Annotated in this window: 18 protein-coding genes; 14 read left to right on the forward strand and 4 right to left on the reverse strand. The window is 52.9% G+C overall.

What is annotated here, in order from left to right; genetic code table 11:
* The 8 genes from gspF to gspM are packed head-to-tail and all read left to right on the forward strand — an operon-like array spanning nt 1 to nt 5,816.
* The gene (gene gspF / locus ACNA05_RS05240; protein WP_415810351.1) at nt 1-1,221 is read left to right on the forward strand and encodes a type II secretion system inner membrane protein GspF; all 1,221 of its coding nucleotides are present in this window, start codon (nt 1-3) and stop codon (nt 1,219-1,221) included.
* A gap of 8 nt (nt 1,222-1,229) precedes the next feature.
* Nucleotides 1,230-1,703: a type II secretion system major pseudopilin GspG gene (gspG, locus tag ACNA05_RS05245; protein WP_415810352.1), complete on the forward strand. Its 474-nt coding sequence runs from the start codon at nt 1,230-1,232 to the stop codon at nt 1,701-1,703.
* A 35-nt stretch (nt 1,704-1,738) separates the two neighbouring features.
* On the forward strand, nt 1,739-2,200 hold the full coding sequence (locus tag ACNA05_RS05250; protein WP_415810353.1) for a prepilin-type N-terminal cleavage/methylation domain-containing protein: 462 nt from the start codon (nt 1,739-1,741) through the stop codon (nt 2,198-2,200).
* Complete coding sequence (gene gspI, locus ACNA05_RS05255; RefSeq protein ID WP_415810354.1) at nt 2,197-2,583, forward strand: type II secretion system minor pseudopilin GspI; 387 nt, start codon at nt 2,197-2,199, stop codon at nt 2,581-2,583. Before ACNA05_RS05250 ends, gspI begins: the two co-directional genes overlap by 4 nt.
* Nucleotides 2,580-3,203: a type II secretion system minor pseudopilin GspJ gene (gene gspJ, locus ACNA05_RS05260; protein ID WP_415810355.1), complete on the forward strand. Its 624-nt coding sequence runs from the start codon at nt 2,580-2,582 to the stop codon at nt 3,201-3,203. The genes gspI and gspJ overlap by 4 nt, the downstream gene beginning before the upstream one ends.
* Entirely contained in the window at nt 3,200-4,249 is a 1,050-nt protein-coding gene (gene gspK, locus ACNA05_RS05265; RefSeq protein WP_415810356.1) for a type II secretion system minor pseudopilin GspK, read from the forward strand. Before gspJ ends, gspK begins: the two co-directional genes overlap by 4 nt.
* Before the next feature lie 2 nt (nt 4,250-4,251).
* Entirely contained in the window at nt 4,252-5,349 is a 1,098-nt protein-coding gene (gene gspL / locus ACNA05_RS05270) for a type II secretion system protein GspL (protein ID WP_415810357.1), read from the forward strand.
* On the forward strand, nt 5,349-5,816 hold the full coding sequence (gene gspM / locus ACNA05_RS05275; RefSeq protein WP_415810358.1) for a type II secretion system protein GspM: 468 nt from the start codon (nt 5,349-5,351) through the stop codon (nt 5,814-5,816). Before gspL ends, gspM begins: the two co-directional genes overlap by 1 nt.
* Here the strand turns inward: gspM and ACNA05_RS05280 are convergent.
* A complete protein-coding gene (locus tag ACNA05_RS05280) occupies nt 5,806-6,855 on the reverse strand; it encodes a bifunctional transcriptional activator/DNA repair enzyme AdaA (RefSeq protein WP_415810359.1) in 1,050 nt (349 codons plus the stop codon). The two genes, gspM and ACNA05_RS05280, sit on opposite strands and share 11 nt — an antisense overlap.
* A 70-nt stretch (nt 6,856-6,925) precedes the next feature.
* Nucleotides 6,926-8,254 carry a metal-dependent hydrolase family protein gene (locus ACNA05_RS05285; protein ID WP_415810360.1) on the reverse strand — a complete coding sequence of 443 codons (1,329 nt, stop codon included), beginning with the start codon at nt 8,252-8,254 and terminating at the stop codon, nt 6,926-6,928.
* A gap of 229 nt (nt 8,255-8,483) precedes the next feature.
* On the opposite strand from ACNA05_RS05285, the gene ACNA05_RS05290 reads away from it, so the two are divergent.
* Nucleotides 8,484-9,833 (forward strand): MBL fold metallo-hydrolase, encoded by a 1,350-nt coding sequence (locus ACNA05_RS05290; RefSeq protein ID WP_415810361.1) that lies wholly within the window; start codon nt 8,484-8,486, stop codon nt 9,831-9,833.
* 29 nt (nt 9,834-9,862) lie between these two features.
* Here the strand turns inward: ACNA05_RS05290 and ACNA05_RS05295 are convergent, their stop codons facing one another.
* Complete coding sequence (locus tag ACNA05_RS05295) at nt 9,863-10,213, reverse strand: phosphoribosylglycinamide synthetase C domain-containing protein (RefSeq protein WP_415810362.1); 351 nt, start codon at nt 10,211-10,213, stop codon at nt 9,863-9,865.
* Nucleotides 10,214-10,602: 389 nt separating this feature from the next.
* Here ACNA05_RS05295 and ACNA05_RS05300 point away from each other — a divergent pair, with 389 nt between their 5' ends.
* The 3 genes from ACNA05_RS05300 to ACNA05_RS05310 are packed head-to-tail and all read left to right on the forward strand — an operon-like array spanning nt 10,603 to nt 14,836.
* Nucleotides 10,603-12,744 carry a TonB-dependent receptor gene (locus ACNA05_RS05300; RefSeq protein WP_415810363.1) on the forward strand — a complete coding sequence of 714 codons (2,142 nt, stop codon included), beginning with the start codon at nt 10,603-10,605 and terminating at the stop codon, nt 12,742-12,744.
* Between the two features lie 9 nt (nt 12,745-12,753).
* Nucleotides 12,754-13,302: a hypothetical protein gene (locus tag ACNA05_RS05305; protein ID WP_415810364.1), complete on the forward strand. Its 549-nt coding sequence runs from the start codon at nt 12,754-12,756 to the stop codon at nt 13,300-13,302.
* A 10-nt stretch (nt 13,303-13,312) separates the two neighbouring features.
* Complete coding sequence (locus ACNA05_RS05310; RefSeq protein WP_415810365.1) at nt 13,313-14,836, forward strand: PepSY-associated TM helix domain-containing protein; 1,524 nt, start codon at nt 13,313-13,315, stop codon at nt 14,834-14,836.
* Nucleotides 14,837-14,966: 130 nt separating this feature from the next.
* Here the strand turns inward: ACNA05_RS05310 and purD are convergent, their stop codons facing one another.
* The gene (gene purD / locus ACNA05_RS05315; protein WP_415810366.1) at nt 14,967-16,235 is read right to left on the reverse strand and encodes a phosphoribosylamine--glycine ligase; all 1,269 of its coding nucleotides are present in this window, start codon (nt 16,233-16,235) and stop codon (nt 14,967-14,969) included.
* 70 nt (nt 16,236-16,305) lie between these two features.
* On the opposite strand from purD, the gene xseA reads away from it, so the two are divergent.
* A complete protein-coding gene (xseA, locus tag ACNA05_RS05320; RefSeq protein ID WP_415810367.1) occupies nt 16,306-17,775 on the forward strand; it encodes an exodeoxyribonuclease VII large subunit in 1,470 nt (489 codons plus the stop codon).
* Nucleotides 17,776-17,823: 48 nt separating this feature from the next.
* Nucleotides 17,824-18,033 (forward strand): DUF2093 domain-containing protein, encoded by a 210-nt coding sequence (locus ACNA05_RS05325; protein WP_415810368.1) that lies wholly within the window; start codon nt 17,824-17,826, stop codon nt 18,031-18,033.
* Nucleotides 18,034-18,059: the final 26 nt, after the last annotated feature.

Here is an 18,059-nt window from a genome sequence, read left to right on the forward strand (position 1 = left end):
ATGGAAGCCTTTGATTATGCCGCAATAGACGCGAAAGGCGCAAAACAGCGCGGCACGCTCATGGCGAGTTCCTCCCGCGATGCGCGCGACATGCTCCGCGCCCGCGCTCTTATCCCCGTTGATCTAAACCGGAGCCGGAAGAAAACGGCGAAGACCGCAGAAGCCTCCAATTCCTTTTTATCAGGCCGGGTAAAATTAAAAGACTTAACTCGCGCGACCCGCCAGCTCGCTATTTTGATAAATGCCGCCACGCCTGTAGAAGACGCGCTTCGCGTTATTGCTCTGCAATTTGAACGCTCGCCAATGCGAGGGGTGCTACTTTCTATTCGAGGGCAGGTGATGGAGGGGTTGAAGCTTTCAGATGCGATGAAGAGCCAGCCGCAAGCCTTTGATGATCTCTATGTCGCGATGATTGCTTCCGGCGAGGCGTCAGGCCGTTTGGCGCAAGTCCTGGAACGTCAGGCCGATGATCTGGAGGCCGCGCAAGCGATACGCCGCAAAATACTTGGGGCGACAGTCTATCCCATGGTGCTGTCTTTGGTAGCCATTGGGGTGATAGCTGTTCTGATGATTTTTGTCGTGCCAAAAGTGGTCGCGCAGTTTGATAGTTTCGGACAAGAATTGCCGCCGCTGACACGGTTTACGATCTGGTTTTCTGCCGCTTTTAAATCTTACGGGATATGGGTGCTGGGAATTGTGGTTCTTGCCTTTATCGGATTTAGACTTTTACTAAAACGTCCGGCGGCGCGATATTGGTGGGACGGCATGCGATTGAAAATGCCTCTATTGGGAAATATTATTCGCGATCTAAACGCGGCGCGCTTTTCCCGCACAATGGCGGGATTAATTAGCGCGGGAACTCCCGCTTTGGACGCGCTGGAAACGTCGCGTCATACGCTGAAAAACTCTGTCATGCGCGAAGCTGTGTTAGGGGCGGCGACCCGGGTGCGCGAAGGCGCCGCGCTCAGTCAGGCCTTGCAAAAGACAAAAGTTTTTCCGCCCTTGGTGACGCAAATGGTCGCCGGCGGCGAGGCCAGTGGAGATGCCGGACAAATGTTTTCACGCTCTGCGGATTACCTTGAAAGTGAGTTTGAAGCCCGGACGTCTGTGTTTTTGACTTTGCTGGAGCCGCTCATCATCATATTCTTAGCGGGTATCGTGTTGTTGATTATCGCAGCTATTTTCCTGCCAATCCTCACGCTTAATCAGTTTATTCTTTAGGAGGCCTCATGGCTAACAGTGAAAAGAAAACAGACAATAACATCCAACACACGCCAGAGGAGCAGGACAAAGAGGCGGGCTTCACGCTTGTTGAGGTTCTGGTGACTTTGGTCATTATCGGCCTTTTGACAACCGTGGTTGTGGCCAACGTCCTGCCGCTGATCGGCGACTCTTCGGCGAAAAAAGCCAAAGCGGACATCGCCGTGTTGCAACAATCTTTGGACCGTTACTATCTCGACTTTTACGATTATCCCGACCAGTCGGCCGGTCTAGACGCGCTGACCGAAGCGCCTGCCGGAGTGGACGAGGCGCTTTATCCTAATGGCGGTTATATCCGGACTTTGCCAAGTGACCCTTGGGGCAACCCTTACCAATATCGCTATCCGGGTGAAAACGGCGTCGTAGACATTTTCTCCTACGGCTCTGACGGGGAACCAGGCGGTGAAGACGCCGCCGCTGATATTACAAACTGGTCTGAATAATCAGAGCAGTTGAAACTTTCAAATGAAGCGCTTTGATGAAACATTCTGAAGCCGGATTTACCCTTATCGAAATGCTTTGCGTTTTGGTTTTGATTAGCCTGCTTTCGGGTGTGGTCATCATGAATATCCCGAACCCCAAATCCCCTGCCCAGATTCAGGCGGAGGGACTAACTCGTGATCTCAATGCCATGGCGCAGGAAGGCTTGATCAGCGGAGAGGTGCGGGCCTTTGGCCTGACGGACAAGCAATTTTCTTTCTATGCTTATGACGGGGAAAAATTTATTCCGGCGGGCGGAAACAATTGGTCAGATGAAATAAGAACTGAGTTTACCCGCAATGGGGAAAAGCTTGAATTGCCTGAAACCTTGGCGCCGCAAATTATGTTCGAGCCTACCAGCATTAATACACCTTTCGTCCTCGACCTGTCTGGCCGCAAAGCCAGATATGAAGTGCGTTCAGAAGGGGACGGCCGCGTCGTCCTGGTGAAGACAGAATGAACAACCTCGTCGAAGATAAGAAAGAGGCCGGATTTACACTCGTAGAAGTCCTGGTCAGCCTTCTGATTTTTGCTGTGGCCATTTTAGGCCTGACGCGGGCAGGTACGCAAACCGTTTCAACCCTTAATCAGCTTGAAGAAAAAACCTATGCCTCCATCGTGGCAGACAACCAACTCGCTTTAGCCCGGTTGGAGAGCGAAAATCCTTTCGCGCAATCGCGGGAAGGGGAAGAGCAATCCGGCGGACGAACATTTGAATATCGCGTGGAACGGGTTGAAACCGAGGTGCCGGAATTTTTTGAATTGGTGGTCAGTGTCTCCTCTCCGAGGACTGACCAAATTCTGATACAACGCCGCGCCTTCGTGACAGGGGAGGCGTCATGAGCGGTCGGGATAAAGAAGCCGGCTTTACGCTTATCGAAATGCTCGTGAGCCTTTTTATTTTTTCGCTAATTTCAGCGGGAACAATGACTGTGATGAGCAGCTCTATAGCTGTCCGAGACCGGGTCAATCAGGGCATGGAAGAGCTAAATCGGATACAGGCCTCCCGGTCAATAATGCGAACGGACTTCGAACGGATATCCTTACGCGCGCGGCGGGATATTCTTGGCAGCTTCGAGCCCTACGTTCTGACCACGGATGGAGAATCCCTAATCAATTTCACTCGGTTGGGCCGTGAGAATCCTGGCGGATTAGAGGCGCGCGGCGACGCCGAACGCGTAGCTTATTACTTTCGGGATGAGAAACTCATTCGTCAAAGCTGGCCAACAGCGAATCCGGATGTGTCGAGCGAGCCACGCGAAATAGTTTTGTTTGATAACTTATTATCCGCCCGTCTCGAATTTCTTTCCGAGGATCTTATCCCTATTTCGCGGTTGGCTATCCCTGTTGAAGCGGCAGCGAGCGGGCCCGGGGGCGCTACTACCTTGCCCGGCGTGGCGCGGTTCGTTCTGACAGAGCGGAACAATAATGTGTCCGAATATATTTTCGAGCTTCGCGGGTGAGGGGCCGAGCGGACAAAGAACGCGGCGCCGTATTAATTGCGACCTTGCTGATTATGGCAATTATGGCGGCGTTGACGGTGACTCTCATGGAAGATATCCGGCTGTCTATTAAACGCACCGCGAATGTTTCAGATTACGCGCAAGCCGATTGGTATGTTCGCGGCGCCGAAGATTACGTTGCAGATATCTTGGCGCAGCGTTTGCAATCCGTTCCCGCCGAAGGCCGCAATCAGGTCCTTTCCAGTATTAATCCTATCATCCTGCCAATTGAAGACGGCGTCATGCAGATGACCGTGCGCGACGGCTCGCATTGCTTCAATTTGGGCAGCCTAACGACCTCTCAAGGCCAGCCCAACGAAGCGGCGGGAGAGCAATTTATCAATACATTGGACGCACTTGGCGTGCCGCTTAACCAAGCTGAAGGCCTAAGAGCCACTTTAACGGACTGGGTGGATACGGACAGCCAGGCGGAACCCGGCGGCGCGGAAGACGGCGATTATCTACGGCGCACCCCGCCAGTTCTTCCGGCGAATACGCCGCTGGCCTCTGTCATGGAACTTCGGGCCGTCCAAGGCGTCACTCCAGAGCTTTATGAAGCGATCCGGCCCTGGCTTTGTGTTGGAGAGCCTTATGTCGAGACCAAGTTCAATATTGATTTGGCGGAAGCCTGGCAGGCGCCTTTACTGGCTGGATTAATGGGCGGTGCGGATAACCTTACTCTGGCCAAGCAACTCATTGCCGACCGTCCGGAGCGGGGCTACGGCTCTATGGAGGTTGTTCTAGCCAACCCAGCCCTGCAAGACCTGCCGCAACGCGAAGGCGAGCCTGATATTGCAGGCCTCCTACAGTCCTCTCTCATTTTTACCCCTCAGTCCCTCTGGGTCGAACTGGAATTAACTTACCGAAAAGCTCAAAGATCGCGCAGCTTTCACTTTACAGGGGTGGACAACGGGCAACCGATTCTGACATATCGTGGATGGGGCCGTGAAAGTTTCCGCCCTTATCTGCGTCCCGTCGACGCGACGACTGCTTCGGAAGGCCGATAGACATGCGCGAGGGCTTGATATTACTGCTGCCGGGCACCGAGTCGGCGCCGCTTTTATGGGGCCATTGGCGTGATGGAAAGGTTTCCGACACAGGGCAAATTCCATTTGCGGAAGCGGAAACTTTGGCGGCTAAGTCACTCCCCGTTGCTATCGTCCTTCCCGGACAAAATGCACAGACTTTTGCCCATGACATTCCGAAAATGCGCCGCCGCGAACGGGAAAACGCTGTCCTTTTCTCTCTCGAAGATAATCTTTCCATGCCGTTCGATAGCCTTCATGTCGCCACGCAAGATGAGGTCGAAATAGACGAAAGCCCGATCAACCTTGCCACAATTATATCAAAGTCTGTGATGGGAGAGGTAATTGATTGGGCCCGCGAAAACGGACTGAACGTTCAACATATTCTGACAGATTATGATGCGGTAACCGGCTTGGAGCCACGCCCGCTTGCGCTGCCGGACCGCGTTGTTCATGCGGGGCCTCTTGGTCACACACTCGACATGGATTGGTATGACGGCCCCTTAGAGACCTTAGACCAACCCACGATATTAAATGCCATTGGGCGCCGCCTGTCGGCGGCGAATAATTTGATGCAGGGCGAGTTTGCGCCGAAATCTGCTCTGAGCGGAACACTCCAGAGAGGGCTTCGTATTGCGGCGCTGGCCGCGTGCCTGGGGATCGCTGTCTTAGTTTTTGAAACTATGGAGGCCCGCGCCATTTCCAAGCAGGCGGAGAATGTTCAGGCGCAAACAGCCCGGCTTTATACCGAGCAAACCGGACAGGCGGCGCCGAATAATCCCGCCCGCGCTGTCGCTCAGGCCGCGCGGTCCGGGAATGTCGCTCCGACGCAATTCCTGGCGCTGTCTGATATTGCCTTTCGCGCTCTGGCCGACTTTGACGATGTATCGATTGAACGTTTGAGTTTTCAGGACAGCCGCAATGAATTGCAGCTACGCTTTAGCTATCCAAGTTTTGAGCGAGCAGAAGCGGTAAAAGCCGCGATGGAAGCCGCCGGAGGAGATTTTACCCCGGGAGGCGTGCGCGAGCAAAGCGGGCGCTTTGTCGGTGAGGCCGTGTTAAGAGCGGCGGGGGCGTCCTGATGTTTTCAAATCTCAGACATCATTGGCAGGAAAGAGAGCCGCGAGAGCAGGTTTTGCTCGGCGTTATGGGCGGGCTCCTCGCTCTTGTTGTTTTCTGGCAGTTTATTTTAAACCCGGTTTTCTCAGCTCAAAATGATGCGCGCGCCGATCTTCTCCGCGCCGAACGCGATTATACAACAGTGGCCCGGACGCTTCCGACTTTGTCCTCGGGCGGTCGAGCCGCCGTCACGCGCCCGTTCAGTCAGGCCGTATTTATCGAAACCGCTCGGGCCCGGGGCATTAACCCCTCTCGCGTTCAGCCTGACGGGAATGAAAGCCTGACCGTTTGGATCGAAACTCAAGACACACAAGCGCTTTACGGCCTCTTGAACGATGTCATCGTGAAAAACGGGGCCGTGCTAAACCGGGTGACGATTTCGACGAGCGTCAATCAAAATCTGTCAGCGCAAATTACTTTCACGCTTTAATTTCGACGCCTTCGAGCGCCAGCAAAGCCCGCTTGCGGTCCAGCCCCCCGGCATAACCGCCGAGCCCGCCGTCTTTGGCAATGACGCGGTGGCACGGCACGATAAGCGCGAGCCCGTTCTTGGCATTTGACCCCGCCACAGCGCGGACGGCTTTGTCATTCCCAACCGCTATCGCCAAATCCGCATAGCTCCGCGTTTCGCCATAGGGAATTTTTTGTAATTGCGCCCAGGTCTGTTTCTGAAACGCCGTACCGGTCAAAGTCAGCGGAGTCTGAAAGGCGGTTAAATTTCCATTGAAATAGGATGTCAGCTCCGCCTCGATTTGTTCGGAAATGGCGGTTCGCCCCGCTTCAATCGGGCGCCGATGAAGACGATATAAACGCTTCACTTGCCCGATCATTTCGACCCGATTGGTGAATTCGAGCATATAGAGAGAGGTTTCATCCGCAATGCTCACCATTCGTCCGAGAGGCGTTTCATGCCATGCGATGGACAGCGGCGCGCCGTCCGAAAGCTTTGTTTTGGCGGGGGCGCTCCCGAACAGCCCCGCATAGGCGGCGCGAAATCCGGAGGGGCTGTCAAAGCCCGCGTCCAGTTGGGCGTTTATCACACTGTCTCCTTTTTGCAGGGATTTTGCCCCGCGTCCTAACCGGACCCAACGCACAAAATCGCTGAGACTAAACCCCGTATGATCCTTGAAGGTCCGCCGTAAGGTTGTGGGGGAATAGCCCTGGTCTTGCAGCGCGGCTTCAGACCAATCTTTTGAGGGATCGGCGAGGATATCCGCCATCAGGGCTTCGAGCATCCGGTGCTGCCCGCCCAGCGGGTGGCAGCGTTTGCAGGGTCGAAACCCGGCCAGCAGCGCGTCTTGAACCTCTTCAAAAAACAGGCAGTTTTTCCGCAAAGGCAAACGCGCCGGACATCCCGGACGGCAGAAAATACCTGTCGAAGTGACGCCGAGATAAAAGCGCAAACCTTTCGCCGCCTCTTTATCCAGCAAGGCGGCGTAGCGTTGGTCATCTGTAAGGGGCTGCGTCATGGGATTGATGTAGCATACCCCATATAACTCCGCCGCCGAAATTCGGTCACGGATGTGATTTAATTCGCGCTTACTCTTCGTTTTTGTAAATCACGCCGCCTTTCATGACAAAATCAACATCCATTAATTCTTCGATATCGTCCAGAGGGTCCCCGTCCACCCCGATCAGATCGGCATATTTGCCTTCTTCCAGAGAGCCGATAACGTCCTCCAGACCAATATGTTTGGCCGCAACCGTGGTGGCAGAGGCGATGGCTTCCTGAGCGGTCATCCCGGCCTCGACCAGATATTGGAACTCTTTGGCATTCTCGCCGTGTTTGGACACGCCGGTATCCGTGCCAAAGGCAATATTGACGCCGTTTTCATAGGCAATGCGCGCCATATCCAGCATTTGCGGGCCCACCTGCAAGGCTTTCTCGGCCGAGTTTGGCGGCAGCCAATCGGTGTTTTCCGCCCAATCGACAACCGTCATTCCCGCAAGAACTGTCGGGACGAGGGTCGCGTCATATTGTTTAAAGAGCGCGGCTGTGCCGGCGTCCAGATAGGTGCCGTGTTCGATGGACTTCACCCCGGCTTTCAAGGCGCTCTCAATGCCCTCTTTGCCATGGGCGTGGGCGGTCACCTTGCGGCCCATTTTGGTGGCCGCTTCGACAATCGATTCCAGCTCGTCATTAAAAAATTGCTGACCCGTTCCGGCATTGGTGTTCGACAGCACGCCGCCTGTGGCCGTAATTTTAATAACGTCCGCGCCGTTCTTTACGGCTTGGCGTGTGGCGCGGCGGCAATCCGCCGGCCCGTCGCAAATCGTTTCTGACGCAAAGAAATGCAGCAAATCATCTTTGAACCCGTGCGAGTCGCCGTGTCCGCCCGTGACGGAAATCGCCGATCCGGCCGCCTGAATATGCGGGCCGGGCACCGTGCCGGCATTAATGGCGCGTTTCAGCGCAAAAATCTCATTCGGCCCGCCCACATCCTGCACGGCGGTAAAACCCGCCATCAAGGTGGTCTTGGCGTTTTTCGCGGCCTGAAAGGCGCTATCGCCGGATTCCATCAGAACCGGTTCCCAGCGAGACGTCGGAGACCATTCACTGCGAAGGTGAACATGGCTGTCAATCAAGCCGGGCAGAAAGAACATCTCTTTTTTATCGAGAATGGTCGCCGCGTCATCTTCGAGAAAGCCTTCTTCCACGCCGACTATTTTCCCGTCATGGATGATAATGGTCGCGTCAGAAATAGGGTCTTCACCGGGAACCGCCAGAACTTCTCCCGCATGGATCAGAGTGAAATCCTCATAATTATCATGCGGGCCGTCATGCGCGAACGAATCAAAAGCAACGCCAATCCCCCCGATAAGAAAGGAAATGGCGGCGGCGGAGGTCAGGAGGGTACGATAAGTCATACCCGACCTTTAACACATTCTTAACCTTTGCGAAGGCCCTTCGCGTGAGAGGATTGTGGGGAAGTGAGACTTCAAAAGCTATTCGGAACGAAAACGTCCGAAGACGAGATGATATTTCTCTTTGGCATTTTCTGGCCGAGCGGTGTTCCTCGTCACATCGAAAGTCTTTCGGAACAATATAGGTAGCCTGATAATATATCTAATAACGCAATAACTAAGAGCTATATCTATGTTTGTTCATAAGATAAAATCGGATGGCTTGGCCCACCTTTCTTATTTGGTGGGTGACGGAGCAGAAGCCTGCGTAATAGATCCGAGGCGTGATTGTGACGTATATATTCGGCATGCCAGAGAACGCGGGGCGCAGATCACTCACATTATAGAAACCCACCGGAATGAGGATTTAGTTTCAGGCGCGCCTATCCTCTCGCAACAAACGGGTGCGAAAGTTTATCATGGGCCGAACGCTGATGGCGAGGTGGTATATGCGACGACAACGAAGGAAGGGGATGAATTTCAATTAGGAAATATGTGTCTACGTATTTTAGAAACGCCCGGGCATACGTATGACAGTATTTCGATCGCTATTTACGATCAAGAATTAGAAAAGGGCGCCGTTGGCGTATTTACCGGCGATGCTCTTTTTGTCGGTGATGTTGGTCGTACCGATTTTTATCCCGAACAATCCGAAAAAGTTGCAGGACTACTTTACGACAGTTTGCAAAAACTTATGCAACTTGGAGACCAGACAATTATTTATCCGGCACATGGCGCCGGGTCCGTTTGCGGCAATGATATGGCAAACCGTGAGTTCTCAACTATCGGTCATGAGCGTGAAAACAATTCGAGGCTCAAAATCAAATCCCGAGAAGAATTTATCAAGGAAAAATTAGACGAACATCACTATATTCCTCAGTACTTTTCTTTGATGGAACACTTAAACCTTGTGGGCGGCTCAGAAATTGACAAGGTTCTCATACCCAAGCCCTTTGCGCCTGGGAGGTTTAAGCCTGACCTTGCAGACTGGCTCTTGGATGTGAGGTCGGTGACCTCTTTTGGCGGAGCCCATGTTCCAGGATCAATATCTATGCCTCAGGATATGATTTCAGCTTTCGCTGGATATTTTCTAAGTGAATCAGATTCGATCTTTCTTATATCTGACCATAGTGACCAAGCGGAACAAGCATCACGTCAATTGGCTCGTATGGGGTTTGATAATATCGTGGGACGATTAGACGGTCTCGTAGGCTTATCCACAACGGGAGCAAAGATTAAAAGTTTGACTTTTGTGGACGCCGAATGTGTCCGTAAAAGAGTGAATAGCTCCAAAGATAATTGGGTGTTGCTGGATGTACGCTCAAAGGACGAATTTGAACAAGGACACATCGACGGCGCGAGGCATCAATATGTGGGACACATAAAATCCTGTTTAGGTGAATTAGACGCTCATAAGGAATATACGGTTATGTGCGGAAGTGGGGCCAGAGCGACGATTGCTGCCTCTTTTTTACAGGCGAATAATTTCAAGAATGTAGATGTATTCCTCGGGTCAATGGGAGCATGGAAAGCGAATAAGTAGGGGGAACATTTCTATTGTAACCCAACGGTTCAAAGCTCTACAGCGCCCGATACGCAATATCTCCGGCAAAATCCGTCTTCCCAGTCTATTTTCGTATCAATGACGTCATAGGCCTTTTCTACTGCCTCTTTCAGCGTCGGGGCTTGGGCTGTGACAGAGAGGACGCGTCCGCCTGCCGCCTGCAACTGCGCGCCGTCACGTTTCGTGCCGGCGTGAAAGATCACGACGCCGTCCGTTTCATTCGCGTAATCCAGATCGTTAATCGGCGTGCCTTTATTATATTTTCCGGGATAGCCATTGGCGGCGAGGACGACATTGACGACGGGCTCGTCAAACCAGGCGGGCGCGCCCAGCGCATCCAGCGTACTATTTTTCGCCATCACTCTCATCGTACGAGAAGCCGATAATCTTATTCTCCTGCGACCTGTATCACAAATTGAAAGACAACGCTTTTGAGCGCATGGGTGGCGAAGTGCCCGCGCGTTCCCCTGTGGTGAGACAAGAGCTCTTGATTGTCCATTGGGAAAGCTTTGTGGAGCCCAACCCTCAAACGGCAACAATTCCCACGCCCGCTTACTATGCCCCGAAAGCCCCAAAGCGCAAAGCCAGCGCCAAACCCGAGGTCAGTGATGACTATGTTTTTGACATAAGAGGCCACATTTACCTCTATTTGCACTTGTGAGGCGTTTGCAACTAAGCTAGTGACCCCCAACACTAATTGAGAACTACTCTCAATAGCGAGATTGTGAAAGTTTCTAAGGAGAAAATTGTGAGGTTGAAAAAGACACTGATGGCAAGTGGAGCATTATCTATACTTGTCGGCCTTGGGGTGGCGCAGACAAGTTATGCTCAGGCACCAGACGAAGATGTCATTACAGTATATGGAACGAAAATAGAGCAGAGCCTGATGGAAGTTCCCGCCAGTGTCGACATCACAACGGCAGAAGAAATCGCAAGGGAACCGATATCCGATCTCTATGATATCGTCGAGCGAATTCCTAATGTAAACGCGGCCCTTGGCGAGCAAGGCTATGCCATTCGCGGCATCGATCAACGCGGCGTGGGCGGCGGTGGTAACGGGAACACAATTACGGTATATGTGGATGACGCACCTTTAGGAAACCAAACGACATTTTTCGGCCCGACGGGCTCATGGGATGTGGGTCAGGTCGAAGTCTATCGCGGACCGCAATCGACTAATTTTGGCCGCAACGCTCTGGCTGGAGCCATTTATATTCGCACCCAAGACCCTAGCTATGAACCTGACTTGAAAGTACGCGCTGAATTCGCTGAACGAGGAACCCACCAGATTTCTGCAGCGGGCGGCACAGCTTTGATTGAAGATAGGGTCGCCTTTCGCTTGTCCGCAGATTACCGGGAAAGTGATGGCTTCATCGCAAATACATTTCTTGAGGATGATGCGGATGCCACGGAACTCTTAAATCTGCGCGGAAAGCTGCTCATCGAACCGACCGAGAACCTGAGTATTATATCAACCACAACTTATGCAGAAAATAATGCTGGCGAAGACGTCGTTGACCCGACAAATGGTTTTACCAACGAGACGGCCTATGATTTAGCGGGACGCGAAGGCACAGAAACTTTCTTGCAATCCGTCAATGCTAATTATGACATCTCGCCGAAATGGTCACTGCAATCTATTACGAGCTATCAAACCACCGATTATATCCGCGTTGAGGATTTTGATGTAACTCCACTGCCGCTGGCGTCTGTGGACCGAACCGGAGATGACAAAGCCCTATCGCAGGAAATACGTCTGAAATATCAGGGGGTGCGCCTTAAGGCTGCTATCGGTGCATATTATGTGGATACCGAGCGCGGATTTGACACGACCACCACAGTTCCGATTTCAATTCTTGACCCCAGACTGCCGTCCAGCCTGTTTGCGACCCAAGGGTCATTTTACGAGTCTCAAGTAGAGAATTTTGCCCTCTTTGCAGACGGGGAGTTTGCTCTTTCGGATAAATTCGACCTCCTATTTGGCGCGCGTTATGATATGGAAGATAATCAAATACAGGCGGTTACTGATACAGAAATTATCAGTGAGTTGCCGCCATCCCTAGAGTATCTACGAGCCTTTGAAGGCTCGCAGGAACAGCTGACAGAAGATGATTTCAATGCCTTCTTGCCCAAAATTGGTTTGCGGTGGCGTGCCCATGATACGACCAATTTCACATTCCTCGCACAGAAAGGTTATCGCGCAGGCGGCTCTGAGATCAGCATAGTGGACGGCAGTACATCTTTTTACGATCCAGAATACTTGTGGAATTACGAAGTTTCCAGCCGTTCCACCTTCTTTGATGGAAAAATGCGCGTTAATGCAAATGTGTTCTATTCTGACTGGACAAATCAACAGGTTCCTGTCCCAATCTCTCCGGCAACACCCTTGTTCACTTACACGGTCAATGCTGGCGAATCTGAACTCTACGGGCTTGAACTCGACGGCAGTTTAGATCTCGATGACGGTTTGGAGCTATATGGGTCTTTGGGGTATGTTCACACTGAATTCAAAGACTTTCCCATATCATATTCAGATACGGATGAGGTAAACTTGGCTGGAAATTCCTTTCCCTTCGCACCTGAGTTCAGTCTGAATGCGGGATTTAACAAGCAACATGATTTCGGCCTGTTTTATGGCGCCGACTTGAACCTTAAAACCTCACAATTTTCGGATAATGAGAACCAAGTCGCGAGCAAGCTGGATGATGTGGCTTTAGTCAATGCCCGTTTGGGGTATGAAATCGATGAACGCTTTAAAATTTCGATTTATGCCCGAAACCTGTTTGATAAAGAATATTATACGTTCTTGAACCAACAAACCGGAACCGGCGTCGCAAGAATCGGAGACCCGCAAGTTTTCGGCATTCGCTTTGACGCAGATCTGTTCTAAAACGCGCCGATGGTTATTCCACTTACGGGCATAGGGACATCAATTGTAGGCATTGCCGCGCTTAAATATGCGTGGGCAAAGCCCGGTCATCTGCGTCCCTATGCTATAAGTGGTGGATGGGTTCTTTTAGGGCTCGCATTGTTCTTTTTTGCGCGCTCCCTTGGCGGAGAAATAGGTGTGCCTGTCGGCGCTACATTTATTTGTGTAACTGCCTTAGCTTTTGCCCTCGCAAATATAGAGGTCAGACCCCAAAAAGTACGGCGCGAACGAGAAGCCGTCATTGACCCTGCCGCTCGCAAAAAAGTCTGGTGGCGCGGAACTCTCCGGGTGTTGCTCGCGGGACCATTATCGGGAGCCGCCGCTTTTGGTGTTGGAACCGCTCTTTCGACTAAACTGCCTATGGAACCTGTAAATGCGGTTGCAATTGGCGGATTAATGGTTCCGCTGATTTGGGGCGCGGGAATGGCGTGGACTTTATCAGACGGTAAAATTTTAAGAGCCTTTACAGTGTTGCTCGTAGTCTGCGCAGTGTCTTACCCCTTAGCATTTTTATTCTAAAGGCCTCGTTATGAGCCAATCTATCTGGCCAAAAGTTCCCCCGCGTTTTGTCGCTGCCATGCTAGCGGGACACTCCGCGCTCGGCCTAGTTTTCGCTGCCCTGATTTATATAATTTGTCTGACCGGAACGATCCTCGTCCTCGCACACGAGATTGGACGCTGGGAAAACCCCCAAGCGACGATTATCACATCTCCCGCTCCTGCGACTATAGTACAAGCGCTTGGTAACGGCGCGGCACGAGCGCAGGAAACCGGGATCGATGGCTATGTGGTTGTGACAACCTCCTCGGATGGCACGCCAAACTTAATTGTCCGGATGGCGGATTTCGAAACAGGCCAAGAAGAAATTTGGAGTGCCGATGCGCAAGGTGAACTCGTGCGTCAACGATTTGACGGTCCGGAGCATTTTCTAAAGCATTTGCACTTATATCTGCACCTACCAGAGACTATAGGCCTACTTATTGTCGGCCTAATCGGGATTGCTTTGCTGTCCTCGATTTGGTCGGGCGTTCTGTCACATCCAAGAATTTTCAGAGATGCTTTCCGTTTTCGCCGTGGGGGCTCGAAACGCCTTGAAGAAGCAGACCTGCATAACCGCCTGAGTGTTTGGGGGCTTCCCTTTCATATTATTGTCTCTTTGACAGGCGCAATTTTGGGCCTATCCATTGCTATATTAGGAATTTTAGCCTTAGCCGCTTTTGATGGTGATATGGAAAAAGCCCGCGGCATTGTCTCGGCTCCTACGCCAGAGGTTAATCAGACATTAGCACCGCTACCGGACGTCCTCCCTGTTGTTGAAAGCCTGTTGGCAAAATACCCGGGCGATGGCGTAGCTCGCTTAGGAATTAGATACCCAGGAACTGTAGGACAATACATCCAAATTGATTTGGACAAACCAAATGATTTGACGGTTACAGACCGCTATACTTTTTCCGCTGATGGTGAGCTTCTTGGAAGTCGCGGGTTTTCTGACGGTGCACTAGGCGCGCAAATCATCGGATCTTTAGGTCCATTGCATTTTGGCTGGTTCGGTTCAGGTTGGGCTGCAGGTTTTCTCAAAATAGCATATGTCTTGTTGGGGCTGGCTCTAACATTTATTACGGCTAGCGGCGTAACAATTTGGGTGGCCCGCCGAGAGGCTCAAGGAAAACCCGTGAAAGGATGGCACCGGGCTTGGATCGCGTGCGTGTGGGGGCAGCCACTTAGTTACGCGCTGGTTGGAATTGCATACCTAATTATGCCCACTTTGCCTGCCGTCCAAATTTGGGTGGCTGTAACCGTGTTGTCGTTCGCACCAGCTTTCTTGATGTCTACACCGATTAAAGGCGCTAAAGTCTTACGCAGTTTAACCGCGGCTAGCCTTGTCTTTCTCGTCATAATACATGTCTTATTAAATAATCAAATTATCGATAATATGGCCTGGGTCATTGACACTGTTTTATTGGGATGCGCCGCGATTATTGCGGCTACCGTCGTTAAAGGCGATTTAACGCATTTGAATCGCCCTGGCACGAAGCAACGGTCAAACGAGTAGATCGCAGGCGATGGCATTAGTTCGATGGCTAAATTAAATTAATAGGGCAACTGGCGGGATGTCCGCAAATCCCCATTTCGGATGATAGCCTGACGCTTTACTCCTTCACAAACAGCAAATAGTTACCCCCCTACAGCGCCCGATACGCAATATCCCTCCGGCAAAACCCGTCTTCCCAGTCTATTTTCGTATCAATGACGTCATAGGCTTTATCCACCGCCTCTTTCAGGGTCGGAGCCTGGGCTGTGACAGAGAGGACGCGTCCGCCTGAGGCTTGCAACTGCGCGCCGTCGCGTTTCGTGCCGGCGTGAAAGATGACGACGCCGTCCGTTTCATTCGCGTGGTCCAGTCCGTTAATTGGCGTGCCTTTCTTATATTTTCCGGGGTAGCCTTTGGCGGCGAGAACGACATTGACGACGGGTTCGTCAAACCAGGCGGGCGCGCCCAGCGCGTCCAGTGTGCCGTTTTCCGCCGCGATGAAAATCTCCATCAAATCGCTTTGCAGGCGGCGCATCATGACCTGACATTCCGGGTCTCCGAAGCGGGCATTATATTCAATTAATTTCGGCCCATCCGGGGTCATCATCAATCCGGCAAATAATACGCCGATAAAGGGATTGCCGTCCTTGGCCATACCGTGAACCGTAGGCTGAATAATTTTTTCCATCACGGTTTTCAGCGCGGCGTCATCAAAGACCGGGGCCGGGGAGTAAGCCCCCATTCCGCCGGTATTCGGACCCTTATCGCCGTCATAGGCGCGTTTATGGTCTTGCGCCGCAATTAGGGGTAGGGCGTTTTTACCGTCGGAAATGGCAAAGAAGCTTGCCTCCTGCCCGGTCATGAATTCTTCGATCACGACCTTGGTCGAGGCGTCGCCGAATTTGCCCGAGAAAAACTCTTCCAGCTCGGCTTCCGCCTCGCTCAGCGTTTCGGGAATGACCACGCCTTTGCCCGCCGCGAGGCCGTCGGCTTTGAGCACGTAAGGCGCGCGCATGGTTTTCAGATAGGTTTTTGCGTCCGCCAGATCGGTAAAGACGCCGTAATCCGCGGTGGGAATATTATAGCGTTTGCAGAATTCCTTGGTGAAGGATTTGGAGGATTCGAGCTGCGCCGCCGACTGGGTCGGGCCAAAGACTTTGACGCCGCGTTTCTGGAGTTCATCGACGAGGCCAAGAGCGAGAGGCTGCTCGGGGCCGACGACGACGAAATCATATCCGTCCCGCTGGATGAGCGCGAGCAGGCCCGTCACATCATCGGCGGCAATGTCCACAATATTGGCGACCTCGGCGATACCCGCATTTCCGGGCGCGCAGGTTAGCTCGGTCACAATCGGGCTTTGCACCAGTTTCCAGGCCAGAGCATGTTCACGCGCGCCGGATCCGATAAGTAATACGTTCATAATGATACCTCTTTTCGCGTGTCACCTACCCTATACACTCGTTCAAATCCATTCTAATCCTTCGTGAATTATGTCTGACAATACGCCCGAATTTACTGTTTCCGAACTCGCTTTCTCGCTCAAGCGCAGTATTGAAGAGCAATATGGCCATGTCCGCGTGCGCGGGGAGTTGGGGCGCGTCACCATTGCCCGCTCCGGACATTGCTATCTGGACGTCAAGGATGACAAGGCGGTGATTAATTCCATCATCTGGAAAGGCGTCATGGGGCGTCTGTCCATGCGGCCCGAAGAAGGCATGGAAGTGGTCTGCGAAGGCAAGCTCTCCACCTATCCCGGTCGGTCGAACTATCAGCTCATTGTCGATAAGATGGAATTGGCCGGGGCCGGGGCGCTCATGGCGCTCTATGAAAAGCGTAAAAAAGCGCTCGCCGCCGAAGGCCTGTTTGATGAAGGCCGAAAGGTGCCGCTGCCGTTCATGCCGAAAACCATTGGCGTGGTGACGTCGCAAACAGGCGCTGTGATCCGCGATATTCTGCACCGCATTTCTGACCGTTTTCCGAGCCACGTTCTGGTCTGGCCTGTTCTCGTCCAGGGCGACAAAGCCGCCGAGCAGATCGCCTCGGCCATTACAGGCTTCAACCATGCAGAGGGCTTTCCGAAACCTGATGTTCTGATCGTCGCGCGCGGCGGCGGGTCCATGGAAGACCTCTGGTGCTTTAACGAAGAAATTGTCGCCCGTGCGGCGGCCAGCTCCAACATTCCTCTGATTTCGGCGGTCGGGCACGAAACCGACTGGACGCTGATTGACTATGTCGCCGATTACCGCGCCCCTACGCCGACCGGCGCCGCCGAAGTGGCCGTCCCGGTTTTAGCGGACTGGCTGGAAACCCTGGCCGATTACGGGCTGAGATTGGGGCGCGGCCTCCGGCGCTCTGTGTTGGAGCGCGAAAACAGATTGCGCGCGGCCCGCTTGCCGCGACTCGACACCGTGCTCGCTCCCGCTCAGCAGCGTCTGGATCTGGCCGCGGCGCGCCTGCCGTCCCCGCAGCGCCTATATGAGCCACAAAAAAACGCGCTTGCCTTGCAGCGCCTGCCGAGCATGACGCAGATTCTCTCCCGCGCCGCTGAACGCCTCGCAGAACGCGACAAAGCGCTCCGGGCGGCCATGCGCTTTACCCATTCCCGCGCCAAGGAAACGCTGACCCGCCAAGGGGAAACAATCATCCGGATGGAAAAATCGGCGGAGCAAGCCATAAGACGCCAATTGGACGCGCAATCAAATCGCCTCGACCGCGCCGCGAAACTTCTTGATGCTTACAGCTATCAGGGCGTGCTCGATCGCGGCTACGCCTTAGTTCAAGATGATAAAGGCCACGTCGTCCGCAGCAAAGATTCTGTCAGCGCCGGGCAGGGGGTTAGTCTGACCTTTGCAGATGGCGAGAGAGCTGCCGTGATTGCAGGTGGGACGACTCTGAAAGCTAAACCGAAAAAACAGACCAAAACCCCGAAGCCCGAAACCCCGCAAGGCGACCTATTCTAACCGCCATTCCCTCTTCGCTTTCGCGCCGCAACCCGTTATAGCGCTCTCATGAATAGTTTTTTCCAAAACCAAGGCGAAGCGCAGCTCCATTACGGCTCTTCGGATTTCACAATAATGAAGCCGGGCGCGTTTGTCGTCTGTGCGATTACAGGCGAGAAAATCCCGTTGGAGCGCCTGCATTACTGGAATGATGACCGTCAGGAAGCCTATAAAGACGCGGCCGCAAGCCTCGAAGCCCATAAAAAGGCGAATGCGTGATGGCGATGAAATTGTTAAGGCGGTTA

This window comes from Litorimonas haliclonae, from assembly GCF_965138505.1.
GTDB classification, from domain to species: Bacteria; Pseudomonadota; Alphaproteobacteria; order Caulobacterales; family Maricaulaceae; genus Litorimonas; species Litorimonas haliclonae.